Source organism: Streptomyces sp., assembly GCF_035645055.1.
Taxonomy (GTDB): domain Bacteria; phylum Actinomycetota; class Actinomycetes; order Streptomycetales; family Streptomycetaceae; genus Streptomyces.
Map to the genome: position 1 here is coordinate 130,704 of NZ_DASQNH010000017.1, position 26,142 is coordinate 156,845.

The window sequence follows — 26,142 nt, forward strand, 5'->3', positions numbered from 1 at the left end:
TCCACCCATGCGCATCCTGGTTCTCGGTGCCACCGGTTACCTCGGCGGCCACATCGCCGAGGGATTGCGTGACCTGCCGGGCACGCGGGTCCTCGTCGGCGGCCGTTCCCTGGGCGCCGACGTCCTCGTCGACCTCGGCTCCGGCCGTCCGCGGGACCTGGTGACGGCACTGGCGTCGGCCGCGCCCGACGCCGTCGTCAACTGCGCGGGCGCGACCGGCGGCGACGCCGTGACGCTGGCGGAGGCCAACGCCCGCGGCCCCGCCGCGCTGTGCGCGGCGTTGCGGGAGGCGGCCCCCGAAGCCCGCCTGGTCCATCTGGGCTCGGCCGCCGAGTACGGCCCCGGCACGCCCGGCCGGCCGGTCGCGGAGTCCGCGGCGACCTGCCCGGCCGGCCCCTACGGCGCGACCAAGCTGGCCGGCACGGTGGCGGTGACCGCGTCCGGGCTGGACGCTGTGGTGCTGCGGGTGGGGAACCCGGTCGGCCCTGGCGCCCCGGCGAGCGGGCTGCCCGGCCGGGTCGCCGGCCTGCTCGCCGACGCCGGGCACGACCCGGACGCGGTGCTCAGGCTCGGTGACCTGTCGGCGCACCGGGACTTCGTCGACGTGCGCGACGTGGCCCGGGCGGCGCGCTCGGCGGTCACCGCCCCGGGCCCGCTGCCGCCGGTCCTCAACATCGGGGGCGGAGAGGCGGTCCCGGTGCGCGACCTCGTCCGGGCGCTGGCCCGGGTGGCGGGCTTCCGGGGCCGTATCGCCGAGGCGGGCGACGGCTCCGCGCGCTCCGCGCAGGTGTCGTGGCAGTGCTCGGACATCACCGCGGCGGGCGCCGCGCTCGGCTGGCGCCCGGCCCACTCCCTCGACGACTCCCTGGCCGCCCTGTGGTCCGCCGCGACCGCCCCGTCCAGAGGCCCCGAAGAGGTGACGGCACGGTGAGCCTGCTGGTCCCGCTCTACGTCCACCCGGCCGAGGACCCGGCGGCCTGGCACCGTCTCGTCACCCACGCGGCGGACACCTACGCCGTCGTCCTCAACCCCGCCGACGGGCCCGGCCGGGCCGCCGACCCGGCGTTCGCCGCGGCGGCGGCGGCGCTGCGCCGGGCGGGGGCCCGGCTGCTCGGTTACATCGACACCGACTACGGCGCACGCGATCCGGCGCGGATCGTCGCCGATCTGCGCCGGCACCAGGAGTGGTACGGCACGGACGGCTGCTTCCTGGACCAGGTGACCGCGAGCCCGCACGGGTTGCCGTCCTGCCGCCGCCTGGTGCGCGGGCTGCGCCGCCTCGGTGCCTCCCCGGTCGTCCTCAACCCGGGCGTCCACCCCGCTCCCGGCTACGCACGGCTGGCCGACCTCGTCGTCACCTTCGAGGGTCCCTGGTCCACGTACGTCTCCGCCTTCAGCCGCCCGGCGTGGACCACACGGCAGCCGCCGCGGCGCTTCTGCCATCTCGTCCACGGCGTCCCCCGGCCGCTGGTGCCGCTCGCCGTGCGCACCGCGCGCGAGCGGGGCGCGGCGGTGTGCGGGCCGGTCACGGGCGAACCGCCCAACCCCTGGCGCGGGCTGACGCCCGCGCTGACCGAGGGGGAGCGATGAGCCGGCCGCTGCCGCTGTTCGCCGTGACGCTGGCCTTCCTCGCCACCCTGGCCGGCTGCTCGGGCGGCGGCGACCGCGCCGAGGACCCCGTGTGGCAGCCGCGTCCGGGACTGGACTGGCAGTGGCAGCTCGACGGCCCGGTCGACCCGTCCGTGGACGTGCCGGTCTACGACATCGACGGATTCGAGAACACCGCCGCCGACGTCGCCCGCCTGCACCGGGACGGCCGCAAGGTGATCTGCTACGTCAACGTCGGCGCCTGGGAGGACTTCCGCCCGGACCGCGACGCCTTCCCCCGTTCCGTGCTGGGCCGGCCCAACGGCTGGCGCGGCGAGCGCTGGCTGGACATCCGGCAGGTGTCGGTCCTGCGGCCCTTGATGGAGCGCCGGTTCGACATGTGCCGGGACAAGGGCTTCGACGCGGTGGAACCGGATCTGGTGGAGGGCTACGCCCACGACACGGGTTTCCCGCTCACGGCGCGGGACCAGCTCCGGTACAACCGCGTGATCGCGGACATCGCCCACGAACGCGGCCTGGCCGTCGGGCTGAAGAACGACCTGGCGCAGATCCCCCGTCTGCTGCACGACTTCGACTTCGCGGTCAACGAGGAGTGCGCGCAGTACGCCGAGTGCGCGCGCCTACGGCCGTTCACCGCGGCGGGCAAGGCGGTCTTCCACGTCGAGTACGCGCAACCCGCGGCCCGGTTCTGCCCGGTGGCCCGCGAGCTGCGTCTGTCGTCGATGCTCAAGAAGCCGGAACTGGGGACCTGGCGTAGACCGTGCTGACGCGCTCGCCGCCCGCCGCCCGCATACGGGCAGTTCGGACGGGGCAAACGGACTGCCTGGGATACGGAGGACACCATGACCATGACGGAGCAGCGGGCCGAGCCGGCGGGCGAGAACACCGCCTGTTGCGCACACCACCACAGCCATGACGCGAGATCCGGAGCCGAGGACACGGAGACACCGCGTGAGCGGGTCAACCGCCGCTGGAACGAGATCCTGCAGGAGACGCGGGTCACCCAGACGGGCGTGCAGATCCTCTTCGGATTCCTGCTCAGTGTGGCCTTCACCCCGGTCTTCCGGGAGTTGGAGCTGCTGGACCGCGTCATCTACGTCACTACTGTGATGCTCGGCGCGGCGGCCACGGCCTCGCTCATAGCGCCCGTCTCCCTGCACCGCTTCCTGTCCGGCCAGCGTATGAAGGACGAGGTGGTGGAGGCCGCCGGCCGCATGATGATGTGCGGCATGGTCCTCCTCGCGCTGACCATCGGCTGCACGCTCCTGCTGATCCTGCGTTTCGTGGTGCCCGGCGTCCTCGCCGAGCTGCTCGTCGGCGGGATCATGCTGTGGTTCGGTCTGTGCTGGTACGCGCTGCCGCTGCGGCTGCGCCGCCGCGCCGCTCGGCGCCCCCGCACGGACGACGCGTAACGGTCCGGGGGCGCGAGACGGCCATGTGCCGCCCCCGCCCCGGACCTCGGCGTCCGCCCGGCCGTCCCCGGGACTACGAAGGAACAGCCGCCCCGGAGCGGAACTCGTCGGTCTCCGGTTCCCGCAGCTGCTCGCGCACGTAGTTCCACACCACCGCGATCAGCGCGGCCGCCGGTACCGCGAGGAGGCTGCCCACGATGCCGGCCAGGCTGCCGCCCAGGGTGACCGCCAGGAGGACCACCGCCGCGTGCAGCCCGAGCCCGCGGCTCTGGATCATGGGCTGGAAGACGTTGCCTTCGAGCTGCTGCACCACGACGATGATCGCCAGCACGATCAGCGCGTCCGTCAGACCGTTCGAGACCAGGGCGATGAGGACGGCGACCAGACCGGCGAAGAGGGCGCCCACGATCGGCACGAACGCCGACACGAAGGTCAGCACCGCGAGCGGAAGCACCAGCGGGACCTTGAGTATCCACAGGCCGATCCCGATGAGCACGGCGTCGAGCAGGCCGACGAACGCCTGCGAGCGCACGAACGCGCCGAGCGTCTCCCAGCTGCGCTCGGCGACGACCGGGACGTCCGTGGCCAGCCGGCCCGGAAGCTGACGGGACAGCCAGGGCAGGAACCGGGGCCCGTCCTTGAGGAAGAAGAACATCAGGAAGAGCGCCAGGACCGCGGTCACCAGGCCGTTGACCACGGTGCTCACCCCGGAGACCACGGCGGTGAGCACGCCGTCGATGCTGGCCTGGGCGCGGGCCACGGCCGTGTCGAAGCCGTCGGTGATCTGTTCGTCCGCGATGTTCAGGGGCGGCCCGGCGGCCCACTCGCGGATTCTCTGGAGGCCGGAGACCGCGCCGTCGGCCAGCTCGCCGGACTGGGACGCCACCGGCACCGCGATCAGCGTCACGATGCCCGAGACCACCAGCAGGAACGCCACGGTCACCGCCGAGGCGGCCAGGGCCGGAGGCCATCCCTTGCGACGCAGGAAGCGAGCCAGGGGCCAGGTCAGCGTGGTGAGGAACAAGCCCACTATGAGAGGCCAGACGACCGACCACATCCGCCCTAGAAGCCACAGGGCCACCGAGGTCGCCAGGAGGACCAGCAGCAGTTCGAGGGATACGCGTGCCGACCTGCGCAACGCGGCGGCGGTTTTCGTGGAACTCAACGGAGCAGGCATGAGGACAACCCTATGGGGGTCCGCGTCCCGCATGGAGTGCCCCGGCACTGGCACGGCGCGTGGGGGGAGCACATGAGGGCTGAGACGTTCCCGAGGTGGGGATCGACACTCGATTCGGTGGTGGTCCACGCGCAGGGTGCCCTCTGCCGCAGGCTGACGCGCGGGACTGTGCTCGGCGCCCGGCGAGGACGACACGCACCTGGTCGTGGTCCGGGAGCGCATTCCGGTGCCGGAAACGTCGGCCGCGAGCCGCCGCCTCGTCCGGGTCGGTCTCCTCCCACAGCCGCCACGGTGGCCCCGAGGGCTCGGGGTCACCGACCACCGGCGAGGCCGCTTCCCCGCACGCACTCGGCCCGCCGTGCCCTGAGGGCCGACTTTCTGGTTCCGGAGGCCCCGCGAATTGCCATAACGGCAAACGCAGTTGTCGTCTTCCGTGTGTGAGTTCAGCCTGGTTCCTGCCCAGACCGTCGAAGACCGGGAGGCCGCACCATGACGACTCACACAGGTATCGGAAGCGAACGGAACTCCGGGGACGACGCGCCCCTGAACAACCGCGTCCACCACGTTCGAGCCGGCGAGCTGGACGGCCACGCCGCCATCAGCGGCGGCACGGTCGGTTCCAGGAAGCTCTGGATGGGCATGGTGGTCAACCCGCCTCTGAGTGCGACGGACAATCACCATCACGGTGATTCGGAGGCGGGTATCTACGTGGTCAGCGGTCACCCCGTGTTCGTCTACCACGACGGCGCACAGGAGGTACGGCTGGCCGCCGGCCCTGGTGACTTCTTCCTGGTCCCGCCGTTCGTCCCGCACAGAGAGGAGAACCCCGACCCGAACGAGCCCGCCGTCGTCGTGATCGCCCGGACCACACAGGAGCCCGTCAAGGTCTCCGTGCCGGAGCTGTACCGGCTCGAAGGGACGGACGCGCAGTAGAGTGCGCGGCCGCCGGGCCCGGCCGCGCGCGTTTCTCGTGACCGGGTCACCCAGTGGTCGGCATGTCAGTACGTGACCATGCTGCGGCTCAGCCGGACTCGTCGGTGGTCGGGTCGTGGCCCCAGTTCATCAGGGAGTGACGCCACCGGGAGTCGTGTACGTCCCCCGGTGGCCGTTGCGCGAGGTGGCGGCGGATGTAGCCGTTCACCTTGCGCATGTGCTGGTAGTCGGCGTCGGAGAGGTCGCTCTGCTTCTTGCGGAGAATCTCGACGATGGCGCGCCCGGAGGCGTGGCCGGTCGACTCGCCGCCGTCCTTGTGCTGCCCGGCTGCCTGCGACTCCTCGGTGGCCAGCCACTTCTCCAGCCGTGCGGGCGTCATGTTGACCAGATCCCCGAAGGAGTCGAGGATGTCGCGCCGTTCGTCCTCGGTCGTCATGTCCGCGCCTACTTCTTCTTCTTCAGGGCGGATGGCTTGTGAACGGCCGTACGGCCCGACTTGTCGCTGCGCACCTCGTACTGCGGCTCGTCCGGAGAGGCGGCCACGGTGCGTCCGGCGGCCTTCGTCCGCTTGGTGATCTTCTTCTCCACGGTGCCCGTGGTCTCACTGCCGTGGCTGCGCCAGGCGACCTTGTCGCCCTTCGCCGGTTCCTTCTCGGACGGGGAGTCCTTGTCCTTCGCCATGGTTGCTGCTCCCTCGCGGGCGGTGCGTGACCGGATTCCTGTTCCACCTTGCGGGCTGTCGCCGCGCCTCGCACCTCCGGTGAAGCGCCGGACGGCGTCATCCGGGGAAGCGGCCCGTGGAGCGCAGTCGCCACCTGCGTTCGGCGTAGGCGAGGTCGTCGCGCCACAGGCGGGCCGCCGCGCCGCGCATGAGCGGGCGCAGCAGGGGCGCCGCCGCACGCGCGACGGCGAAGCCGGGGCGGGCCGAGGCCGCCACCACCGCTTCGATCACCACGGTGCGCGGGCGGCCCCGCTCGTCCGGGCCGAGCGGCGTGGCATGGGTCTCGACGACCGAGCCCTCGCCCTCCCCTTCGGTGATGCGCATGACGACCGTGCGGGGTCCGGGAGCGGTGAAGACGGCCCGGACCGGCACGACGAGCCGCCCCGCCACCTTGAAGGACACGTCGACGGTGAAGCTGTCGCCCGTGTCCCCGCGCCCGCCGGGCGCGTCGGCCACCGCCAGGTCGACGAACGAGTACGGGTGGTACCAGGCCCCGTGCCAGGGGTCCAGCCGATTGGCCATGACGTCCTCCGGCTCGCAGGTACCGGCCCCCTCGTACACGGCCGCCAGGACTCGTGCCGTCGGTGGCCGGCGCGGCACGAGGGGCGCGTCCAGCGGCGGTTCCCCGCCGGCCGCGTCGAGCCGCACCCACACCAGGACGCCGTCGTCGTGGACGGGCAGCGGCTCCCAGCCGGCGAAGGGGCCGCCGTCCAGGGCGAGGCCGTGCCAGTGGCAGACGAGGGTGCCGCAGCGCACCGGGCTGTCGGCGAGCGGGGCGCCGAGGTGCGGGCAGCTCCCTGGCCCGGCGTGCGGCCGGCCGTCGGCACCGCGCCAGACGACGATCTCCTGCCCCGCCACGGTCCGTGCCAGCGGGCGGTCACCGCGCAGGGCGTGGGACGCGCCGACGACGTACCAGTTGCCGGACGGGCGGGCCTGGGCGCGTTTCAGCGCCTGGGCGATCAGCGCGGGTTTCGCCTCCCGCCAGGTGGTTCGCTGGCGCTCCCAGGGGACGGCGCGCCGGCGCAGGGAGAGGGGCAGACGGCCTCGTCGAGCGGACGGCGCGGGGGTCACGCGACCTCCTCGGGCACGGTGGGGCGGACGCCGGCGGCCCCGGCGGTGGAGGCATCGGGTGCGGTGGCCGGCCCGGCGGCCGGCGCCCCGGGCCCGGGGTGGCGGGAGGCGCCGCGGTGGCGGAGCCGGGCCGCGACGACGCGGGCGAGCCCGTCGGCGGCGACCGCCGCCCGCCGGCGGCGGGGCACCACGGCGCGGCGGTGCAGCACGGCGTAGCCGTCGCGGGCCACGGCGTCGAGGATGCCGCCGTAGAGCACGTACGCGGTGCGGATGCAGGGCCGCGAGACCGGGTCCAGCATGGCGATCCCCGGTGCCGCCTCGCGGTAGACGCCGCGGGTCAGCGCCTCGAACTCTCTGAGCGCGGCGGTGACGCGGCGGTCCCGGCGGCCCGTGTCCCTGCTCCAGCGCAGCAGTTCCCGGTCGACACCGTGTCCGGCGAGCAGGTCGGCGGGGAGGTACACACGACCGCGGTCGAGGTCCTCGCCCACGTCCCGCAGGAAGTTGGTCAGCTGGAAGGCCACGCCCAGGGCGGCCGCGTGCGGTGCGGCCTGCGCGCGCGGTACCACCGTGCCGAGGACCGGCAGCATCTGCAGACCGATGACCGCCGCCGAGCCGTGCGTGTAGCGGCGCAGGTCCGCGTAGGTCGGGTAGTCGGTCACCACCAGGTCGGAGCACATCGCGGTCATGAAGTCGTGGAAGTGCGTGTGCTCGATGGCGTAGCGGCGCGCGGTGTCGGCGACGGCCCGCACCACGGGTTCCTCGCTGTGTTCCTGCCGCAGCCCTCGTTCGAGGTTCTCCCGCAGTTCGGCGAGTGCCGTGCCGGGGCGTGCGGCGCCGTCGCCGGGGGCCGGGCAGTCGACGATGTCGTCGGCCCAGCGGGCGAAGCCGTACAGGGCGTGCACGGCGGGCCTGCGCTCGATCGGCAGCAGCCGCGTGGCGAGGAAGTACGTCCTGCCGTGCTGGGCGTTGAGGGCGCGGCAGTGGCGGTACGCCGCGCGCAGCGCCGGGTCGTCGATCCCGGCCGCGTCGAGTTCCCGGTCGGTCATGCGGAGGTCTCCTTCACGGCGGGCGACTTCAGGGCCGGCACCGCGCCGGGGGTGCGGGCAGGGACGCGACCGCCGGTGATCCGCGCGGCGGCCAGCTTCCCCGACAGCAGCACGGTCGGGACGCCGACGCCGGGGGTGGTGCCGCAGCCGGCGAGTACGGCGTTCTCGGTGCCCCGGACCAGGTTGCGCGGCCGGAAGGGGCCCGTCTGGGCGAAGGTGTGGGCCGCCGAGAAGGGCGTTCCCGCGGCGTGTCCCTGGGCCTGCCAGTCGGCGGGGGTGACCAGGCACTCCTCCTGGATGGCGGCCCCGATGCCGTCGAGACCGCGCCGTTCCAGCTCCCTCAGCAGTGTGTCCCGGTAGCGCGGGCCCAGGTCGGTCCAGGCCGCGGCGCCGGGTCCGATGTCGGTGTTGGGGCAGGGGGCGAGGATGTAGTGCAGGTGGTGGCCGGGGGGTGCGAGCGAGGGGTCGGTGGCGGTGGGCCGGGTGATGAGCAGGGAAGGGTCGCTCATCAGCCGGCCGGTGCGGGTGAGTTCGTCGAAGGTGGAGTGCCAGGCCGCCCCGAACGACAGGGTGTGGTGGGCGAGATGGTCCCAGGTGCGGTCGGTTCCCGCGTGCAGCACGACCGCGGACGGCGAGTGCCGCAGCGGCAGCGGCCTGCGGGGCCGGTGGCCGAGCAGCCGGTAGGCGACGGGCAGGTCGGGGGTGAGGACGACCGCGTCGCACGGGATGCGGTCCTGATCGGTGACGACGGCCGTGACACGGCCTGCGGACCGTTCCAGCCGGGTGACCCGCCGGCCGAAGCGCAGCTCGGCGCCCGCGTCGCCGGCGGCGTCCGCCATGGCCCGCGGCAGGGCGTGCATGCCGCCTCGCGGGAAGTACACGCCGGCGACGGTGTCCATGTAGGCGATGACGGCGTACGCGGCGAGGGCCCGGGCCGGTGGGACACCCGCGTACAGGGCCTGGAAGGTGAACACCCGGCGCAGCCGTTCGTCCTTGAGGAAGCGGCCGATCCGGGCATCGAGGCGGCCGAAGCCGCCGAGTGCGGCCAGCCGGGCGAGGTCGGGGGTGAGCAGGTCCAGCGGGGAGTCGAAGTCGGCGTCGATGAAGCGGCGCATCTGGGCCCGGTGGAGCCTGGCCAGCCAGTCGCGCAGCCGCCGGTAGCCCATCGCCTCGGCGGGCCCGGCGAAACGCTCGACCTCTTCGGCCATCGCGTCCGCGTCGGTGTGCACGTCGAGACTGCTGCCGTCGGCGAAGCGGGCCCGGTAGGCCGGGTGGAGGGGAATCAGGTCGACGCGTCGGCGCAGGCTGTCGCCGACCGCCGCGAAGGCCTCGTCCGCGAGGTCGGGCATGGTCAGCACGGTGGGGCCGGTGTCGATCCGGTAGCCGCCGAGGGCGCGGCGACCGGCCCGGCCGCCGGGCTGTGCGTCGCGTTCGACCAGGGTGACGCGGCGTCCGGCGCCGAGCAGGTGCAGGGCGGCCGACAGTCCGGCGAGTCCGGCCCCGACCACGACGACGTGGTCCGTGCGTCCGGGAAGGGTGCGCGTCATCGGGCGGTCTCCTCCGTGCCGGTGATGAGCGTTTCGGCCACGTCCACGCCGGAGGCGATCACGGTCTCGGCCACGGCCGGGCCGGGGGCGGGCCGGGGCGGGGGCGCGGCGTCGCGGGGTGCCCCGTCGGCCGCCGAGCGCAGCAGACTCCGCAGCCGGCGTCCGCTCTCCGGTTCCAGGGAGGCGCGGTCGAAGTGGCGCAGCCCCTGGGCGACGAGCCGGGCGATCTTGGTCTCGACCGCGGCCAGGGCGCCCGTCGCGACCAGCACCTCCCGCACCTCGTCGAGGCCCGCCGGGGTCAGCTGGGCGTCACCCAGCGACCGTTCCAGCACGTCCAGGGCCGCGTGGTCCCCGGTGGCCTCGGCGCGGGCCCGGGCGAGGGCGGTCACGTAGGTCGCCTTGCCCTCGCGGATGTCCCCGCCGACGGGCTTGCCGGTGCGCGGGGGATCGCCGAAGACGTCGTTCAGGTCGTCCCGCAGCTGGAACGCCACGCCGGCACAGCGGCCGGCCGAGCACAGGGCGCGCAGCGTGGTGTCGTCCGCGCCCGCCAGGGCGGCGCCCAGGGCGATCGGCCGTTCCACCGAGTAGAGGGCGCTCTTGAGGCAGGCGGCGCGCAGCGCCCGCGGCAGGGACCGGGCCGCCGTGGTCTGCCCGTGGACGTCCAGGTACTGGCCGGCGACCATCTCCGTGCGCATGTCGCTCCACAGGCGGCGCACCACGATCGCGGTCCGGGTGGGCAGCGGGGTCTCGGCCACCAGGTCGTCGGCCCAGGCGAGCGCCAGGTCGCCGGCCAGGATCGCGGCCGACTCCCCCAGGCGGTCGACGCGGGCGGGCGCCGCTCGGCCGGCGTACTGGGCGCGTACGTCCGCGTGCAGTGCGGGCCGTCCGCGGCGCAGGACCGCCCCGTCCATGACGTCGTCGTGGACGAGGGCACAGGTCTGCAGCAGTTCGAGCGCCGCTGCGATCCGCAGGGCGGCCTCGGCGGACGCCGGGCCGGACCCGCCGCACGCGCGCAGGGACCACCAGACCAGGCGGGCCCGGGTCCGTTTACCGCCCTCCCGGGTGAAGCGCACCACCCGTTCGGCCAGGTCCGTCGCGAACAGGGGATCGGCCGCGCGGGCGCGGGCGAGGCGGTCGGCCAGCACGTGGCCGAGCATCCGACCGACGGCGGCGGGCACGTCCGTGTCGACGGCGTCCGTGTCGAGTGCGGGTGCGATTTCCGGAGAGAACGCGCCACCCGGCACGCTCAGGCGGTGCCGTGCGGCGGTCCCGGCCGCCGACGGGACGTCCTCGGCGCCGGGTGCCGTGCCCTCCGGCCGCGCCCGGACGGGGGATCCCGGCAGGGCGACCAGGCGTGGCACGGACGGCGGCGGGGCCGCGTGGTGATCCTTCGCCTGTGTGGGGCGCATCCCGGTTCCTCTCGTCGTGCTCGTCGTTCCTCCGTCACCCACGTCCTTCCGCCCGGGCGGCGGCTACGGATGCGGCACAGGCATGCCCGCTCCTGCCGTGCGGCTCCCCGCCCATGCCTCCGTTCGGCGGCGCCGCGTGCCCGAGGGGGTGGCGTGTCCGCCGCGTCCACGTCCCCGCGTCCGGCCGGGCCCGGATCCGGGAAGGGACCGGTGGATGCGGGAACGCGCGGACGGAGCGGAACGGAGGAGACCGGCGTGCTGGAGACGGACGTCGCCGTCCTGGGGGCGGGCGCCGCGGGCCTGTCCCTCGCCCACCGGCTGGCCGGGCACGTGCCCGGCACCCGGACGCCCTCCGTGCTGCTGGTGGACGCGCCGCCGGGTCCGCTGCGGCCACCGCCGCGGACCTGGTGCTTCTGGGAGTCCGGCCGCGGCCGGTTCGACGCGGCGCTGCGCGCCGAATGGCGGCGGCTGCGGGTGCGTCCGCCCACCGGCGCCCCGGTCGAGGGGGACATCGCCCCGCTGCGCTACAAAATGATCCGCTCCGACGACTTCGAGTACCTGGTCGCGCGGGACCTGGCGCGCAGTCCGAACGTACGGCGGCTGGAGGCGACCGCCGAGACGGTGGAGGACGTGCCGGCGGGTGCGCACGTCCGGGTGAGGACCGTCGACGGCAGCACCGAGGTGCTGCGCGCCCGATGGGTGTTCGACTCCCGCCCGCCCGGCAGCCTGCCGGCCGCGCGGACCACCCTCCTCCAGCACTTCCACGGCTGGTTCGTGCGCACGGCCCGGCCGGTCTTCGACGTCCACGCCGTGGAGCTGATGGACTTCCGCACCCCGCAGCCGGCCGACGGCCTGTCCTTCGGCTACGTCCTGCCGCTCGGCCCGACCGAGGCGCTGGTGGAGTACACCGAGTTCTCGCCTCGCACGCTCACGGCAGACGGTTACGAGTGCGCCGTTCGGCAGTACGCCGACGAGGTGCTGCGGCTCGGCGAGGCGCGGATCGTCGCGACGGAGACGGGGGTGATCCCGATGACGGACGCGCCGATGCCGCGGCAGGTCGGCGCGTCGGTCTTCCGCATCGGTGCCGCCGGCGGCGCCACCCGCCCCGCCACCGGCTACACCTTCGCCGGTGTGCAGCGCCAGACCCGGGCCGTCGCCGCGGCCCTGCGCCAGGGGCGCCGGCCGGTGCCGCCCGTCCCGCACTCCGCCCGGTCGCGGGCCATGGACGCCGTACTGCTGCGGGCCCTGGACAGCGGCCGCGTCGACGGCCCGGCCCTGTTCTCCCGCCTGTTCGCGCGCGTCCCCATGGAGCGGCTGCTGCGCTTCCTCGACGGCCGCACCCGGCTGCGCGAGGACCTCTCCATCGGCCTGCGCACCCCGGCCGGGCCGATGCTGCGGTCCGCGGCGGAGCTGTGCCTGCTGCCGCGTCGCCCCTTCGACTGATCCGCCCTGTCCGCCCGTCCCTTCCGCCCACGGAGACCGCATGAGCCTGCTGCGCGACGAGGATCTCGCCGCCGCCTTCGACCACGCCTCCCGCACCTACGACGCGCTGGTGGCCGCGAACCCCGGCTACCACGCGCACCTGCGCCGCTCGGTGCGCCGGCTCGGGTTGCCCGGGCACGGCGCGGGGCTGCGCCTGCTGGACCTCGGCTGCGGCACCGGTGCCTCGACCGCCGCCCTGCGCTCCGTCCTGCCGGGCGCGGACATCACGGCCGTGGACGCCTCCGCCGGCATGCTGGAACGGGCCGCCGCCAAGCCCTGGGCGCGGGGGGTGACTTTCGTGCACGCGCCCGCGGAACGGCTGGCGCACGCCGGGGTGCGGGGGCCGTTCGACGCCGTGTTCGCCGCCTACCTCTTCCGCAACGTCACCGATCCCGACGCGGTGCTCGCCACCGCGCGCGGTCTGCTGCGGCCGGGGGGACGGCTGGGCGTGCACGAGTACACGCTGGGCGGGCGCCGCGTGGACCGGGCGGTGTGGACGCTGGTGTGCCGCGGCGTCGTCCAGCCCGTCGCGGGCTTCCTCGGGGACGCCGCGCTCTACCGCCATCTGTGGCGCAGTGTCGTGGAGTTCGACACCGCCGGGCGCTTCGCGGACCGCCTGCGCGCGGCCGGCTTCGACCGGGTGCGGGCCCTGCCCCTGCCGGGCTGGCAGACGGGCATCGCCCACACATTCGTCGCCCGCCGGGCGGACAGCGGCCCGGAGGAGGCGCGATGAACGGCCTGCCCGCCCGCCCGGGCGGCGCCCGCCGGGGCCGGGACCGCCGGGTCCGCGTGCTGCCCGCCCGGCCGGGAACCCGGCGGGTCGGCGGCTTCCGTCCCACGGCCGCCGTCGTCGGCGGCGGTATCGCGGGGCTGGCCGCCGCGACCGCGCTGGCCGAACGCGGGGTGACCGTCACGCTGTACGAGCGGCAGCCGTATCTCGGGGGACGGGTCGGCGGATGGCCGACCCGGCTGCGGGACGGCAGCACGGTGACCATGAGCCGTGGCTTCCACGCCTTCTTCCGCCAGTACTACAACCTGCGGGGGCTGCTGCGCCGTACGGACCCGGGGCTGGAGCGGCTCACCGCGCTGCCGGACTATCCGCTGGTGCACGGCAGCGGGCTGCGCGACAGCTTCCGGCGCGTCCCGCGCACCCCTCCGTGGAGCGCGCTCGGCTTCGTCGCGCTCAGCCCCTCGTTCCGTCTGCGGGACCTGCGCGCCATGGACCCGGTCGCGGCGCTGCCGCTGCTCGACGTCCGCGTTCCAGAGGTGTACGACCGCCTCGACGGCACCAGCGCGCACGACTTCCTGGACGCTGTGCGCTTCCCTCCGAGCGCCCGTCACCTCGCGTTCGAGGTGTTCTCCCGGAGCTTCTTCGCCGATCCCCGGCACCTGTCCGCGGCGGAGATGGCGCTGATGTTCCACATCTACTTCCTCGGGTCCGCCGAGGGACTGCTGTTCGACGTGCCCCGCTCCCCCTTCCCGGCCGCGCTGTGGGACCCGCTGGCCGCGTACCTGGCAGAGCACGGCGCCGAGGTGCGCACCGGCACGGCCGTCGAACGGATCACCCCCCGGCCGGACGGCGGCTACGAGGTCGCCACGGACCGGGAGGAACGGCGCCACGACACCCTCGTGCTGGCTCTGGACGCCTCGGGGCTGCGTTGCCTCGTCGCCCGCTCCGAGCGGCTGGGGGACGCCCCGTGGCGCGAGCGGATCGGGCGGCTGCGCACCGCCCCGCCCTTCCTGGTCAGCCGGCTGTGGCTGGACCGGCCGGTCGCCCCCGACCGGCCGGGCTTCCTGGGCACCAGCGGGTTCGGCACCCTGGACAACATCAGTGTGCTGGAACGCTGGGAGGACGAGGCGGCCCGCTGGGCCGCGCGCACCGGCGGTTCCGTCGTGGAGCTGCACGCGTACGCGGTACGGCCGGAGGCGATCCGGGAGGTCGAGGAGAAGCTCCTGATCGACCAGCTGCGCCGGGTCTACCCGGAGACGCGCGCGGCCTCGATCGTCGACGCCCGCCACGTGTGGCACGACGACTGTCCGCTGTTCCCGGTGGGCGGATTCACCGACCGGCCGACCGTCCGCACCCCCGATCCCGGACTGGTGGTGGCCGGCGACCTGGTCCGCACCGACCTGCCCGTGGCCCTGATGGAACGCGCGGCGACGACCGGGTTCCTGGCCGCCGACGCGCTGCTGGAGCGGTGGGGCGTGCGGGGCCGGACGCTGTGGACGGTGCCGGACCGCGGACGCGTCGCGGTGCTGCGGAGGCTGGCCGGGTGGGCGGGGGGATGAGCTGGCGGGCCGGGAAACGCAAGAGCGCCTCGACGAGGACAGCGGAACGCTCCTCGGTGCCGCTCAAGCCGGGTCTCCCTGTCGAAGTCGGGTCCGCACACTCACGCTGTCGCGGAGCGCCCCGGGCGTGCCGTGCGCAGCCAGGCCGTGATCCAGCCCGTCTGCATCGCGGCGTCGAGAAGATAGGTGGGGCGGATCCGGCCCTTGGGCACGTAGACGAGATCGACGGCCAGCAGGGTCAGGGCGGTGCCCAGACCGATACGGCGCGCCTGGGCCGGGCCCTGCGGGGCCGACGCCGCCGCGAGCTGCGCGACGCCCGCGGACACCAGCAGTCCCCCTGTCGTCATCTGCAGCCACTCATCGGACTTGGGTCCGAAGACCCACTCGAAGCTGCGCAGATGCACGAGCGGCCACAGCCCGCCCACGATGTTGAAGGCACCGTGCGCGAGCGTCACGCCGACGGCGGGTTCCAGGACATTCCTTGCACGCACAGCGCCTCCCTCGCACATACTGAACCCAGGGGCGAGTTCCCCTCACCGCTCGGCGAGTGCCCCCGAGTGAACGTTTCCATCCGCATCCCGGCGCGTTGATCGCCGCACGTTTGGAACGGCGGTAGCACGGCACTTGTCTGGCACCCCTCAGGACGGCGGGGGCGACTCCCGGGCACCGTGCGTAGCGGACCCGGAACGGAGGATCGCACCGCCTCGTTGCCGGAGCGGTGCCCGGCGGGTAGGGAAGGCTGGCTGCACATGACAACCGTCGGTGTGGAAGAGGAGTATCTGCTCGTCGAAGTGGCCACGGGAAGACTCAGCCCGTACGGCGAGAAGGTACGGGCCGCGGCCGGTCTCGAACCGTTCGTCGCGGCGGACGAGATCCAGCTGGAGCTGCTGCAGGCCCAGGTGGAGGTGGCCACCCCGGTCTGCGGCTCGCTGGAGGAGGTCGGCGGGCACCTGCTGCGCCTGCGGCACGCCGTGGCCCTGGCGGCGGAGACGTACGGCTGTCGCATCATGGCCAGCGGCACCGCCCCGATGGCGCAGGACACGGCCGTAGCGGTCACGGACAAGGCCCGGTACCGGGCGATGCTGCGGCAGGCGCCCCAGCTGGTGGCGGAGCAGATGGTCAACGGCATGCACGTGCACGTCGCGGTGCCCAGCCGTCGTACCGGCGTGGAGGTGCTGAACCGGTTGCGGCCATGGCTGCCCACACTGACCGCCATGGGCGCGAACTCTCCGTTGTGGGACGGGCACGACACCGGTTTCGCCAGCTGGCGCACCATCGTCTTCGACCGGTGGCCCGTCAGTGGCATCCCGCCGCACTTCGCCGACGACGCCGACTACGACCTGCGGATGCGGCGGCTTGTCTCCACGGGCGTGATCGCCGACAGCGGCCAGCTGTACTGGCAGGCCCGGCTGTGCGAGCGCTATCCCACCGTCGAGGTGCGCTGTCTGGACGTCCAGCCGCGCACCGACGACGCCGTGTTGTTCGCCGGGCTCGTACGTGCCCTCGTGGAGACGGCCATGCGGGACGCGGGCGCCGGGCGCCCGGCGCCGGACCCGGACCCCGAGCTGCTGAAGGCCGCGATGTGGCAGGCCGCCCGCCACGGGCTGAGCGGTGAGCTGATCGATCCCGAGGGCCGGCGCTGTCGCGCCGGTGACGTGGTGTACCAGCTCCTGGAACGCATCTCTCCGGCGCTCGAGGAGGCCGGTGACACCCGGGAGGTCACCGCACTGGTCCACCGCCTGATGCAGCACGGCACGGGGGCGGACCGGCAGCGCCAGACACTGGCCGACGGCGGCCCCCACGCCGTGATCGACATGCTCACCGAGGCCACGGTGATGCCGTGACGGACCGTGGCCCCGCCGCGTCACGCGCCCAGTTTGCCGACCATGTCGGTGAGGACCTGGGCCAGGTCGCGCACGTCGCGGTCGGTCGGCGCCGTACCCAGACGGTCCACCAGGTCCCGCTTGGTGATCACGAGCAGGGCTCCTTCTGAGCCCTCTTCCGGACCCGAGGAGGGGGTGTCGACCACTTGCGCCCTGCCTTCCAGCAGGACGAGCGCGGCATCCTCGCTCCCGGCATCATGAAGTCGCCTGACATGGGTTTCGTCGATCATCCTTCGGCCTCCGGTCGTGGGGCTGTTTCCCGGGTGCTACGGCGGGTGCCCGTCCACGACGAGGTGAACCGCTCACCGGAATCAGCTGATCGAGGAGGGAACCCGTGCCGCAGCCGGACGACGAGCTGCTCGCCTTCGACACCGGCGGTCTGGAGGACTGGGACGAGCGGCGTGCGCGCGCCGCCCTGGACGGCGGTCATGGCGCCCTGTACCGCAACCATCTGCGGATCGCCCTCCAGCTGGACGCGTGGGCGGAGGCCGAGAGCCGCCGCACCGACGTGGACGCGCGCTACCGAGCCGGGTACACGCAAGCGCTGCAGGACATGGCCGCGTTCCTCAGGCAGACCTACTACCTCCCCGCGGGCCCCGAGTGAGGCCCGGAGTTCCGCGTCCGCCCCGCTCGCCCGGTCAGTCGACGAGGTGCCGCTGCAGCCAGTCGGCGGCGGCACGGCGGAACAGTCGCCGGTTGTCGGCACGCAGGAAGTCATGGCCCTCGTTGCGCAGCGTGAGCAACTCGGCGTCCTGGCCGCGTTCGCGCGCCGCCCTCACGAACTGTTCGGACTCCTTCGGCGGAACATTGGTGTCGTGCTCGCCGTGGACGGCGAGCACCGGGACGCGCAGGGCGTCGATACGCGTCATGGGCGACAGTGAGCGCAGCAGCTCGCCGTCCCGCTCGGGATGTCCGTACTTGTGTGCCGCCGACTGCGCGATCCACGGTTCGGTGCCCTCGAAGAACGTGGCGAAGTCGGACATGCCGCAGACCGCCACCCCGGTGCGGAACAGTTCGGGGTGCCAGACGAGGGAGGCGAACGTGAGATAGCCACCGTACGAGCGGCCCATCACGGCGAGCCGCGCGGGGTCCGCCGGTCCGGCCAGTACGGCGTGCGCGGCGCAGTCGGCGACGTCGTCCAGCGCGGCGAACCGGCCCCTGCCCAGGTCGGCGTCCACGAACGACCGTCCGTGGCCCGAGGAGCCACGCACGTCGGGTGCGAAGATGTCGAGCCCTCGACCGAGGATCTCGTGGTACAGCGGGTTGAAGACGGGGCGTTCCTGCTCCTCGGGGCCCCCGTGCAGATGGAGCACGCAGGGTGCCGGTTCGCCGGGGCCGCGGCCCGGTGCCCGGTAGTACCAGCCGTTCAGCGGCAGCCCGTCCCGCGCGGTCAACCGCATCTGCACCGGTCGTACGGGCGGGCGACCCGGCGGCACGGCGTCCTCGTCCCGCGAGGACCATGGCGTGCGCACCGGCTCCACGCCCTCGGGGAGCCACCACACGCCGGGGCGGCGCTGTGAGCCGGACAGCGCCAGCAGCAGCCCCGCCGGGCCGGCCTGCACGACACGGGTGACCACTTCGTGCGGCAGCGGCACGGGCCGGGACAGGCCCGTGCCGCTGCCGGTGCGCCCCGTGGTGCCCGCGGTCGTCACGGACGGCAGCGCGGTGACCTCCAGGTCGCTCGCGCCCCGGACGTTCCAGGCCAGCACCGCCCTGCGGCCGTCGTGGCCGAAGGCCAGCAGCTCCAGGTCGCTGCCCTCTCGCTCCGCCACGACGGACCAGCTCTGCGGACGGCCCTCGTCGTCGAGCCGGGCGGCGAGCAGGGCCGCGAACTCGCGGTCGGCGTCGCTGCGCAGCCAGACGGTGTCCGCCCGGGACGAGAACCTGCCGATCCACGGATCACCGTCGGCGACCGGCACCACGCAGGTCGTGGCGAGGTCCGTGGTGCGGACCACCACGGCCTCACGTCGTCCGCGCGGGCCGCGGCGCAGCAGTGCCAGGCCGCCGTCGCGGCTCAGGTCGCACACGCGCAGCGTCGCGGCGTCCTTCTCGGCGGCCAGGAGGACAGGGGCGGCCGCACCGTCGGGGTCGATCAGGTAGGCCGACAGTCCGTCGCCGAATCCGGCGCTCGGGGCGAGCCGGCCGAGCCGTTCGGCCACGGACGCCGGGGCCGCTCCCCCGGGGTGCAGATCGGTGAGCAGCACGGTGACGTGACGGCGGTGCGGGTCGGCGGTCGCCGCGGTGCCGCCGGGCAGTGTCGTCCTGGGCTCCGTGGCGGTGAGCGGGCTGGGGCCGAGGAGCACGGCCTCTCCCTCATGGCCCGACCAGCCGGCCGGCAGGCGGCCGCCGGACCCGCCGGTCTCGCCGGTTTCGGCCAGGGCCTCGGCCACCGGGGCGAGGGGCAGGCCCGTCGGGACGGCCACGGTCACCGCGACGGCCGACCCGTCGTGCGCCCAGCAGCCGAGGTAGGCCGTGGTGCCGGGCTCGGCTCCGGCGAGGATGCGGCGGCCGGTGCCGTCGGGGCGTACGCACAGCACGCGTGAGTGCTCACCGCCGCCGGGGGCCGTGGTGTAGGCGATCCAGCGGCCGTCCGGTGACCAGGACACCTCGCGCACGGGGTCCGGTCCGGCGTCGAGCAGCCGCACCTCACCGCCGTCCACGGGCCCCGTCCACAGCTGGGGTACGCCCCCGCGGTCGCAGATGAAGGCCACCCGTGTCCCGGTGGGGTCGGCCGACGGGTACCAGCAGCCGTGGGCGGTGAGCCGTGTCGTGGCGTCACGCGGGCCGGAGGCGTCGGTGAGCGGGACCAGCGCGGGGGCGGCGTGGGTGAGGCCCCGGCCGCCGTCCGCGTCCGGCACCGCCACGTTCGGGCCGCGCAACGCCACGAACGCCGCGCGCTCGCGTCGCTCGGAGTCCGCCGCGCCGGTGCCGACCCCGCCGGGCACGCCGTCTGTGCCGCTCAGGCCATCCGCGCCGGTCACGTCTTGCGTGTCCGTCACGTCATCCGTGCCGGTCACGTCATCCATGCCGGTTGCCACGCGCGAGTCGGTCATATTCCGTGCGTCTGAAGCCATATCTCCAACAGGGCCACCTGCCACAGGGCGTTCGCCCCGCGCCGGGTGCGGTGCTCGTCGGGGGCCGCCAGGAGTTCGGCGAGGTACGAGTCCTGGAAGAGCCCGCGCCGCCTCGCCTCCGGGGCCTGGAGTGCCTCCCGGACCCGCTCCAGGACGGGCCCGGCCATATGGGTGATCGCCGGGACCGGGAAGTACCCCTTGGGCCGGTCGACCACCTCGTGGGGCAGCAGTTTGCGGCCCGCGTCCTTCAGGACGCCTTTGCCGTCGTCGGCCAGTTTCAGTTCCGGCGGGCAAGCCGCGGCAAGCTCCACCAGTTCATGGTCCAGGAAGGGTACGCGGGCTTCCAGCCCCCAGTCCATGGTCATGTTGTCGACCCGCTTGACGGGATCGTCCACGAGCATGACATGGGTGTCGAGGCGCAGGGCGGCGTCGAGCGCGGTCTCGGCGCCCGGCACCGCCATGTGCTCCCGGACGAAGCGGGTGGCGACGTCGTCCGGCGGGAGCATGTCCGGTTGCAGCACCCGGGCGAGGTCGGCGTGGGAGCGGTCGAAGTACGTCTCGGCGTACCTGTCGGCCGCTCCGGCGCGGGAGGCCTCGGCCAGCGTCGGGTACCAGTGGTAGCCGGCGAAGACCTCGTCGGCTCCCTGCCCGCTCTGGACGACCTTCACCTCCTTGGCCACCTGTTCGGACAGCAGGTGGAAGGCGACGACGTCATGGCTGATCATCGGCTCGCTCATCGCCGCGATCGCTCCGTCGAGCGCCGTGGGCAGCCGCTCGGAGGGCACCATCAGCTGGTGGTGATCGGTCGCGAACTCCTTGGCGATGAGATCGGAGTACCGGAACTCGTCTCCCTCGGCGCCGCCTTCCGACTCGAAGCCCACGCTGAACGTCGCCAGGTCCCGCTGTCCCTCGTCGGCCAGCAGCGCCACGATCAGGCTGGAGTCCAGGCCTCCGGAGAGCAGGACACCCACGGGCACATCGGCGACCATGCGGCGGCGTACGGCGGTGCGCAGCGCGTCGAGCACCGCGTCCCGCCACTCGCTCGGGCTCATGCCGGCGTACTCGGGGCGACGGGTGTACGACGGCTGCCAGTAGCGGTGATCCTGGTGGCTGCCGTCCGGCTCCACCACGCGTACGGTGGCCGGAGGCAGCTTGCGCACACCGTTGAGCACGGTCCGGGGTGCCGCCACGGTCGCATGCCAGCTGAGGTACTGGTGAACGGCCACCGGGTCCAGGGACGTGTCGACGTCCCCGCCCGCGAGCAGCGCCGGGAGCGACGAGGCGAACCGCAGGCGTCCCGGGGTCTCGGCCAGGTAGAGCGGCTTGATGCCCAGCCGGTCACGCCCCAGGATCAGACGGCCGGTCCGGTGCTCGAAGATCGCGAACGCGAACATGCCGTAGAAGTGGTCGACGCAGGCGGTCCCCCACTGCCGGTACGCGTTCAGGATGACCTCGGTGTCGGAGGTCGACTCGAAGCGGTGGCCGAGGCGCCGCAGCTCCTCGCTCAGCTCCCGGTAGTTGTAGATGCATCCGTTGAAGACACCGGTGACCTCGCCCTTCGCGTCGGTCATCGGCTGGGCGCCGAGGTCGGAGAGGTCGATGATCTTCAGTCGCCGGTGGGCCAGCGCCACGGGCCCTCGCGACCAGATTCCCTCACCGTCGGGGCCGCGGGCGGCGAGCCGGTCGCTCATGCGCTGTACGGCCGCGAGGTCGGGCCGCTCACCGTCGAAGCGTATTTCCCCGCTCAGGCCGCACATCACGCACCACCTCCCCGGTGCGTGTCGGCGCTCCGCGCCCACGGCGGGGGCACGGAGCTGCCGGTCGGAACCTGGGTCGGGCTGGTCGACATGTGCAGTTTCTCCTCACGAACTCACGGCTACGGAACCGTCCCATCGGAGTTCCCTGATGACCATCGAATAAGCATCCGTCGCTTGCGTGACGCACGGGAATCACAGGTGAGCGGCGGTTCGCCGCAGAGCTTTCCAAGCGAGGACGACGCCCCCGGCGGCGATCAGCACCGCGGCGAGCCGGCCCGCGCGAGGCGACGACGGGCCGCGCGCCGGTGCGAGGTCGCGCAGGCGGTCGAATCCGCTCAGCGGCACACCCAGCACCGCGTTCCCGGGAGGACGGCGCGGCACGGCCGGGTGCGGATGGGTCGGGGCGGTACGGCGTACGGCCTCCCAGGCCGCGCCGAGGCGCCGCAGCCGCCGGTCCCCCAGTGCCTCACGCAGCCGCGGCAGCAGCACGTCCTCCTCGTCGCGGATGTCCTCGCGGATGAGGACGAAGGCCTCCTCGATCCACGCGTCGCGCCGGGGATCGTCCCGATCCGCCTTCTCGACCCGGGCCAGCAGGTCGTTGATGGCCTGGTGCTCCTCCTCGACCTGGGCGGTCAGCTCCTCACCCGCCGGCGACACCCGCCGCAGCACCGGCCACAGCACGGTCTCCTCGGCGAAGGCGTGACTGAAGACCAGCCGGCCGATGTCCTGCCACAACCGCTCGCGACGCGGGTCGGCCGCGTCGGCCGCCAGCCAGGCGTTCATCAGCTCGTCGAGTGCGGCGTGGTCCCGGCGCTGCCGCAGCAGAATGCTGCCCTTGCCTCCCAGGTCGGCAGCACTCTGCTCGGCGACGGACTGCGTCACGGCGCGTCCTCCGGCGGCAGGCTCTCATCCGCCGCGTCGGTGTCCTCCGCGCCGGCCGCCGTCTCCTCGTCCCCGGTCCGGCCGCTGTCCTCCTCCGGCGGCACATCGCGTTCACCGGTCACCTGCTCCAGCGGGTGGGTCATGTCCTGGTCGTTCGGCTCGGACATCTCGGACTCCTCACCTCGGTCGCTTGCAGGTCCGCGAGTACCCACACCGGAGCCGGGCCATGAGTGCGGCTCACCAGGCACACCCGGTGTCCGGGGGGCGTCGGTCAGCAGCCGGGGCCAGTGGTGGCCGCGCTGGTCCGGCAGGTGTGCCGGGCGATCTGCCCGCGTCGAGATTCCACAGGCGCCGCTCCCAGGCCATGACTCCGGCGGTGATGCTCGCGAGCACACGGCCGCCGGGGCTGACCGCCAGGACGTTGACGCCTTCCATGTCTCCGCGCAGACGGACCCGTCCGGTCGCCGCCCGCCGTGGCGAGCGTCCGCCTTACGGGGGCAGCGCGACGACCGCCAGGGGGTCCGCCGGGCGGCCCGTGGAGGAGATCCCGTGTCTGCTGCGGCGCGGCGCTGCGGGTTACGACGTCCCCGCTGCGGAGGAGGTGTTCGGCATCCAGGCCGGGCGGGTCATCGGGGCCTTCCGGCACGACCACGGCCTCGCGGGCCGACGACATCGTCGGCCCGCGCACCGGGCCGCGCTGCGGGCTTGCGGCAGTACGGCACCGTAGGCGGGGGCCGGCCAGGTGCCGGCCCCCGTGTCGCCGTCAGGTCGCGGGCGCCGTCCAGGGGGTCGGCGACAGGGCCGCCAGCCGCTTGATGTCGCGCCGCACGACGTGGAGCGGGATCACTCCGAAGACCCCGAAGGACATGTCGATCAGCGACCACCAGAAGGGAATGCCGCGCAGGGGCCCGCAGATCAGCGCCAGCGGTTCAAAAGCGGATCGGTGTCGATCGGACGCCGGATGAGCCGGCCGCTGGACCAGCGCAGCGATCTCGCAGTCGCCCTCAACGACGCCGCGGCCCGTCCTGGTGGCGCAGGCAGGACGTGACGACCACGAAGGGCCGGACGGACTGAACGCGCCGACGTGGTCAGGGATGCGGCCGGTGGGCGTGGCTGGACCCTGACGCGGGTCCGCACGAGTGGTGTTGCCACGTGTGGCGCCACTTGACGCCGCTACGGCAACCGCTGCACCTGCGGTTCCCTCGATCGGGGCGGGAAGATCCGCCAGCGGGGTCGCCGATGCGGGCAGGCGGAGACGGAAGGCGCCCTGGTCGGCGAAGGCACGCCCGCTTACTGCTTCCGGCGGTTCGTCGCGGTGGTCCGAACGGCGGCACAGCATCCCGGCGTTGCCTAGAGTGATCTTCATGCGTTCCACGATCCGCAACCCGCTCACCGTGACCACGCTGCTCGTCCTGCTCGCCGGGTGCGGCGGTGGACCGGAGGAGACACCCGGGGCTCCGGGCGGGCAACCGGCCTCGACCCAGCGCTCGGTCCGAGGCCTCGGCGACATCGTCGTGGCCGGCCGCCCCGTCACGGGCAGCGAACCCAGCGGACTGAAGAAGATTCCGTGGCAACGGACGTACAGCGACGGCGCGTTGTACGCGCCCGTCACCGGCTACCGCTCCCTGGCCTTCGGGCGGGCGGGCCTGGAGTCCGTGTACGACTCCGCCCTGTCCGAGGGCACGGACGTGGTCACCACCATCGAACCCGTCGTACAGCAGGCGGCGTTCACCGCACTCGGTGAAGACCGGGGCGCGGCCGTCGCGCTCGACGCCGCCACCGGGGACCTGCTCGCGGTGGTCAGCACACCCTCCTACGACCCGGGCACTTTCAGCGGCCGTCTCCCGGCCGACGCGGAGGCCTGGGAGAAGCTGAACCAGGACAGCGGCGAGCCCCTGCACAACCGCGCCCTCCGGGACGCGACGGCGCCGGGCGGGACGTTCGACCTGGTGATCGCCGCGGCGGCCCTGGAGCACGGGCTCTACCGGAGTGCCGACGAGCCGACACGGGCCGGCGGCAGCGGCGACTGCGCGGGCGCGTCCATCCGCGAGAGCCTGGCCGACGCGTGCGGTGACGTGTTCGCCGCGATGGCGGACGCGCTCGGCACCGGCAGGATCCGTGAGACGGCGCGCGCCTTCGGGTTCGACGACCGCGAGCTCTTCGTCCCGCTGCGTACCGCGTCGAGCACGTACGACACGGATGGCACGGTCACCGCCACGCCCCTCCAGATGGCCCGGGTCGCCGCCGCCCTCGCCGACGGCGGGCGGCTGGTGACCCCGCGGCTGGTGGCCCAGGTGGAGAAGCCGGCCGCCCGGGCGGTCTCGGAGGGGACGGCAGCCGCGCTCCTGCCCGCTGTCCGCGCCGCGGGCACCTGGGTCCCGGCCGAGGACGCGGACGGCACGCCGCTGTCCTGGTCCCTTGCCTACGCCCGCACGGGCGACGGCCGTACGGTCGCGATCGCCGCGCGGGTCGCGGACGCCGACCCGGCGGCGGCCGCCCGGGTGACCCACCGGATGACCGCTGCCCTGAACTGAGAGGTCACCCCGGAGCAGGCCGGCTGGCGACGGCGTCCGACGTACCGCCGCACGGGTCGGTGACGGTCTGGATGAGGTGGTCGACGACGTCGGGAAGGTGTTGCCGTCGGCGATAGGCGGCTCGTTGTCGATGGGCGCCGTTCCCCTGCGCGCGAAGACGTGCCTGTGCGGCGTCCAGTAACGTGCCCTCCTCCGCGCTCAAAGCGGGTGGCAACGCCCTCCAGAGGCGTTCGACGTGCGTACGCGCGGGTTCCAGCCGCCCGGTGTGAGGGTCGGCCGTGTCGCCGCTCAGGCCGTCACGGGCGGCGCGCCAGCAGGCGGCCCTCAGCATCTCCGGTCGGGGGCGGGGGGCGGGCCGCGCCTGGCGGATGGCGGAGAGCGCGGTGGTGGCCAGTCCCTTGACGCAGCCGGCGAGGAGAACGGTGTCGGCGACGGTGGGCGCGGCGTCGGCGATCCGGACTTCCAGGGTGGGCACGTGATGGGAGGGGCGGATGTCCCAGTAGAGACCGCCGCGGTCGATGAGGGCGCCGGCACGGGCGAGGCTGCCGACCAAGTCCTGGAAATGCGCGCGGGATTCGAAGTAGGGAGGCGGTCCGGCCACGGGCCATCGGCACCATGTCATGGTGCGCCAGCTCGCGTATCCGGTGTCCTGGGCGTTCCAGTAGGGCGAGTTGGCGGTCAGGGCGATGAGCACGGGGAGCCAGGGGCGGAGATGGTTGCTCAGGAGCAGGGCTGTGGTCTCGTCGGGGACGCCGACGTGGACGTGGCAGGCGCAAGCGCTCTGCTCGTCGTCCAGGGCGCGGAACGTGGCGACGCTCTGCGCGTAGCGTGAGCCCGGGGAAATGGGCGTGGGAATGTGCTGGCCGAGCACGGGGGTTCCGCTGGAGACGATGCGCAGGCCGAGCCCGGCTGCTGCGCGCGCGACGGCGTTGCGTGTTTCCATGAGCTGGTCGGCCAGGTCGGTGAGGCTGGTGTGGGGGTCGGTGCGCACCTCGATCTGGTAGCGGGTGATCTCGGTGGTGACCCGGTCGCCGAGTTCCGCGGCCGCGGAGGCGACGACCTTGTCGGCTTCCGTGCTCACCTGCCGGGAGACCGGATCCACCAGCAGATACTCTTCCTCGACTCCGATGGTGACAGGCCCTGTTCCGCCTTCTCCACTCCTCATGGGGATCAGCCTGACACCCGGGCTGAGGTGCCGGAAGTACGTATTTCGCAGGGATCTCGCATGACGAGAGGGGCAGGCGTGCCGGGAGAGGAGACGGTGATTGCGCGGCTCCTCCCCGGCGAGAGCGTCGAAGTGTGAGCCCGCCATCGCTC

27 protein-coding genes are annotated in these 26,142 nt (G+C 73.8%); 12 read left to right on the plus strand and 15 right to left on the minus strand.

The window, feature by feature from the left end:
* Nucleotides 1–7: 7 nt before the first annotated feature.
* The 4 genes from VE614_RS05310 to VE614_RS05325 all read left to right on the plus strand — a co-directional run bounded on the left by VE614_RS05310 (nucleotide 8) and on the right by VE614_RS05325 (nucleotide 3,020).
* Entirely contained in the window at nucleotides 8–931 is a 924-nt protein-coding gene (locus tag VE614_RS05310; RefSeq protein WP_324932768.1) for an NAD(P)-dependent oxidoreductase, read from the plus strand.
* Nucleotides 928–1,590, plus strand: coding sequence for a spherulation-specific family 4 protein (locus VE614_RS05315; RefSeq protein WP_324932771.1), 663 nt, complete (start codon nucleotides 928–930; stop codon nucleotides 1,588–1,590). Before VE614_RS05310 ends, VE614_RS05315 begins: the two co-directional genes overlap by 4 nt.
* Complete coding sequence (locus VE614_RS05320) at nucleotides 1,587–2,375, plus strand: endo alpha-1,4 polygalactosaminidase (RefSeq protein WP_324932774.1); 789 nt, start codon at nucleotides 1,587–1,589, stop codon at nucleotides 2,373–2,375. Before VE614_RS05315 ends, VE614_RS05320 begins: the two co-directional genes overlap by 4 nt.
* A gap of 75 nt (nucleotides 2,376–2,450) precedes the next feature.
* Complete coding sequence (locus VE614_RS05325) at nucleotides 2,451–3,020, plus strand: DUF6328 family protein (protein WP_324932777.1); 570 nt, start codon at nucleotides 2,451–2,453, stop codon at nucleotides 3,018–3,020.
* 73 nt (nucleotides 3,021–3,093) lie between these two features.
* Here the strand turns inward: VE614_RS05325 and VE614_RS05330 are convergent, their stop codons facing one another.
* Nucleotides 3,094–4,197, minus strand: coding sequence for an AI-2E family transporter (locus tag VE614_RS05330; protein WP_324932780.1), 1,104 nt, complete (start codon nucleotides 4,195–4,197; stop codon nucleotides 3,094–3,096).
* 489 nt (nucleotides 4,198–4,686) lie between these two features.
* Between VE614_RS05330 and VE614_RS05335 the strand changes: the two genes are divergently transcribed.
* Nucleotides 4,687–5,130: a cupin domain-containing protein gene (locus VE614_RS05335; protein ID WP_324932782.1), complete on the plus strand. Its 444-nt coding sequence runs from the start codon at nucleotides 4,687–4,689 to the stop codon at nucleotides 5,128–5,130.
* An 88-nt stretch (nucleotides 5,131–5,218) separates the two neighbouring features.
* On the opposite strand, the gene VE614_RS05340 is transcribed toward VE614_RS05335, so the two are convergent.
* From VE614_RS05340 to VE614_RS05365, 6 genes are all read right to left on the minus strand, one after another.
* Nucleotides 5,219–5,566 carry a DUF3140 domain-containing protein gene (locus VE614_RS05340; RefSeq protein ID WP_324932785.1) on the minus strand — a complete coding sequence of 116 codons (348 nt, stop codon included), beginning with the start codon at nucleotides 5,564–5,566 and terminating at the stop codon, nucleotides 5,219–5,221.
* Between the two features lie 8 nt (nucleotides 5,567–5,574).
* Nucleotides 5,575–5,811, minus strand: coding sequence for a DUF2945 domain-containing protein (locus tag VE614_RS05345; protein ID WP_324932787.1), 237 nt, complete (start codon nucleotides 5,809–5,811; stop codon nucleotides 5,575–5,577).
* Between the two features lie 97 nt (nucleotides 5,812–5,908).
* Nucleotides 5,909–6,922: a DUF5914 domain-containing protein gene (locus tag VE614_RS05350; RefSeq protein WP_324932790.1), complete on the minus strand. Its 1,014-nt coding sequence runs from the start codon at nucleotides 6,920–6,922 to the stop codon at nucleotides 5,909–5,911.
* Nucleotides 6,919–7,968 carry a phytoene/squalene synthase family protein gene (locus VE614_RS05355; RefSeq protein ID WP_324932793.1) on the minus strand — a complete coding sequence of 350 codons (1,050 nt, stop codon included), beginning with the start codon at nucleotides 7,966–7,968 and terminating at the stop codon, nucleotides 6,919–6,921. Before VE614_RS05355 ends, VE614_RS05350 begins: the two co-directional genes overlap by 4 nt.
* The gene (locus tag VE614_RS05360) at nucleotides 7,965–9,515 is read right to left on the minus strand and encodes a phytoene desaturase (RefSeq protein WP_324932796.1); all 1,551 of its coding nucleotides are present in this window, start codon (nucleotides 9,513–9,515) and stop codon (nucleotides 7,965–7,967) included. Before VE614_RS05360 ends, VE614_RS05355 begins: the two co-directional genes overlap by 4 nt.
* A complete protein-coding gene (locus tag VE614_RS05365) occupies nucleotides 9,512–10,924 on the minus strand; it encodes a polyprenyl synthetase family protein (RefSeq protein WP_324932800.1) in 1,413 nt (470 codons plus the stop codon). The genes VE614_RS05360 and VE614_RS05365 overlap by 4 nt, the downstream gene beginning before the upstream one ends.
* Before the next feature lie 255 nt (nucleotides 10,925–11,179).
* Between VE614_RS05365 and VE614_RS05370 the strand changes: the two genes are divergently transcribed.
* Genes VE614_RS05370 through VE614_RS05380 form a run of 3 tightly spaced genes read left to right on the plus strand, consistent with a single transcriptional unit; the run spans nucleotide 11,180 to nucleotide 14,695 of the window.
* Entirely contained in the window at nucleotides 11,180–12,367 is a 1,188-nt protein-coding gene (locus tag VE614_RS05370) for a lycopene cyclase family protein (protein WP_324932804.1), read from the plus strand.
* A 40-nt stretch (nucleotides 12,368–12,407) separates the two neighbouring features.
* Complete coding sequence (locus tag VE614_RS05375) at nucleotides 12,408–13,139, plus strand: class I SAM-dependent methyltransferase (protein WP_324932807.1); 732 nt, start codon at nucleotides 12,408–12,410, stop codon at nucleotides 13,137–13,139.
* Nucleotides 13,136–14,695 carry an NAD(P)/FAD-dependent oxidoreductase gene (locus tag VE614_RS05380; RefSeq protein WP_324932810.1) on the plus strand — a complete coding sequence of 520 codons (1,560 nt, stop codon included), beginning with the start codon at nucleotides 13,136–13,138 and terminating at the stop codon, nucleotides 14,693–14,695. The genes VE614_RS05375 and VE614_RS05380 overlap by 4 nt, the downstream gene beginning before the upstream one ends.
* A 101-nt stretch (nucleotides 14,696–14,796) precedes the next feature.
* Here the strand turns inward: VE614_RS05380 and VE614_RS05385 are convergent, their stop codons facing one another.
* On the minus strand, nucleotides 14,797–15,186 hold the full coding sequence (locus tag VE614_RS05385; RefSeq protein ID WP_324932813.1) for a hypothetical protein: 390 nt from the start codon (nucleotides 15,184–15,186) through the stop codon (nucleotides 14,797–14,799).
* A 258-nt stretch (nucleotides 15,187–15,444) separates the two neighbouring features.
* Between VE614_RS05385 and VE614_RS05390 the strand changes: the two genes are divergently transcribed.
* On the plus strand, nucleotides 15,445–16,539 hold the full coding sequence (locus VE614_RS05390) for a glutamate--cysteine ligase (RefSeq protein ID WP_324932817.1): 1,095 nt from the start codon (nucleotides 15,445–15,447) through the stop codon (nucleotides 16,537–16,539).
* 20 nt (nucleotides 16,540–16,559) lie between these two features.
* Here the strand turns inward: VE614_RS05390 and VE614_RS05395 are convergent, their stop codons facing one another.
* The gene (locus tag VE614_RS05395) at nucleotides 16,560–16,808 is read right to left on the minus strand and encodes a hypothetical protein (RefSeq protein WP_324932821.1); all 249 of its coding nucleotides are present in this window, start codon (nucleotides 16,806–16,808) and stop codon (nucleotides 16,560–16,562) included.
* A 104-nt stretch (nucleotides 16,809–16,912) separates the two neighbouring features.
* On the opposite strand from VE614_RS05395, the gene VE614_RS05400 reads away from it, so the two are divergent.
* Nucleotides 16,913–17,182 carry a hypothetical protein gene (locus tag VE614_RS05400; RefSeq protein WP_324932825.1) on the plus strand — a complete coding sequence of 90 codons (270 nt, stop codon included), beginning with the start codon at nucleotides 16,913–16,915 and terminating at the stop codon, nucleotides 17,180–17,182.
* 34 nt (nucleotides 17,183–17,216) lie between these two features.
* On the opposite strand, the gene VE614_RS05405 is transcribed toward VE614_RS05400, so the two are convergent.
* The 4 genes from VE614_RS05405 to VE614_RS05420 all read right to left on the minus strand — a co-directional run bounded on the left by VE614_RS05405 (nucleotide 17,217) and on the right by VE614_RS05420 (nucleotide 22,458).
* A complete protein-coding gene (locus VE614_RS05405; RefSeq protein WP_414719519.1) occupies nucleotides 17,217–19,577 on the minus strand; it encodes a S9 family peptidase in 2,361 nt (786 codons plus the stop codon).
* A 50-nt stretch (nucleotides 19,578–19,627) separates the two neighbouring features.
* Nucleotides 19,628–21,409, minus strand: a complete 1,782-nt coding sequence (locus tag VE614_RS05410; protein WP_324932828.1) for an N-acetylglutaminylglutamine amidotransferase — start codon at nucleotides 21,407–21,409, stop codon at nucleotides 19,628–19,630.
* Nucleotides 21,410–21,601: 192 nt separating this feature from the next.
* A complete protein-coding gene (locus VE614_RS05415) occupies nucleotides 21,602–22,291 on the minus strand; it encodes a hemerythrin domain-containing protein (protein WP_324932831.1) in 690 nt (229 codons plus the stop codon).
* Nucleotides 22,288–22,458, minus strand: coding sequence for a hypothetical protein (locus VE614_RS05420; protein WP_324932834.1), 171 nt, complete (start codon nucleotides 22,456–22,458; stop codon nucleotides 22,288–22,290). Before VE614_RS05420 ends, VE614_RS05415 begins: the two co-directional genes overlap by 4 nt.
* 368 nt (nucleotides 22,459–22,826) lie before the next feature.
* On the opposite strand from VE614_RS05420, the gene VE614_RS05425 reads away from it, so the two are divergent.
* Nucleotides 22,827–23,018, plus strand: coding sequence for a hypothetical protein (locus VE614_RS05425; protein ID WP_324932837.1), 192 nt, complete (start codon nucleotides 22,827–22,829; stop codon nucleotides 23,016–23,018).
* A 36-nt stretch (nucleotides 23,019–23,054) separates the two neighbouring features.
* On the opposite strand, the gene VE614_RS05430 is transcribed toward VE614_RS05425, so the two are convergent.
* Nucleotides 23,055–23,657 carry a hypothetical protein gene (locus tag VE614_RS05430; RefSeq protein ID WP_324932841.1) on the minus strand — a complete coding sequence of 201 codons (603 nt, stop codon included), beginning with the start codon at nucleotides 23,655–23,657 and terminating at the stop codon, nucleotides 23,055–23,057.
* Here VE614_RS05430 and VE614_RS05435 point away from each other — a divergent pair.
* Nucleotides 23,656–24,825 carry a penicillin-binding transpeptidase domain-containing protein gene (locus VE614_RS05435; RefSeq protein ID WP_324932844.1) on the plus strand — a complete coding sequence of 390 codons (1,170 nt, stop codon included), beginning with the start codon at nucleotides 23,656–23,658 and terminating at the stop codon, nucleotides 24,823–24,825. The genes VE614_RS05430 and VE614_RS05435 overlap by 2 nt on opposite strands.
* Before the next feature lie 4 nt (nucleotides 24,826–24,829).
* Here the strand turns inward: VE614_RS05435 and VE614_RS05440 are convergent, their stop codons facing one another.
* Nucleotides 24,830–25,990 (minus strand): glutamate--cysteine ligase, encoded by a 1,161-nt coding sequence (locus VE614_RS05440; RefSeq protein ID WP_324932847.1) that lies wholly within the window; start codon nucleotides 25,988–25,990, stop codon nucleotides 24,830–24,832.
* Nucleotides 25,991–26,142 lie beyond the last annotated feature (152 nt).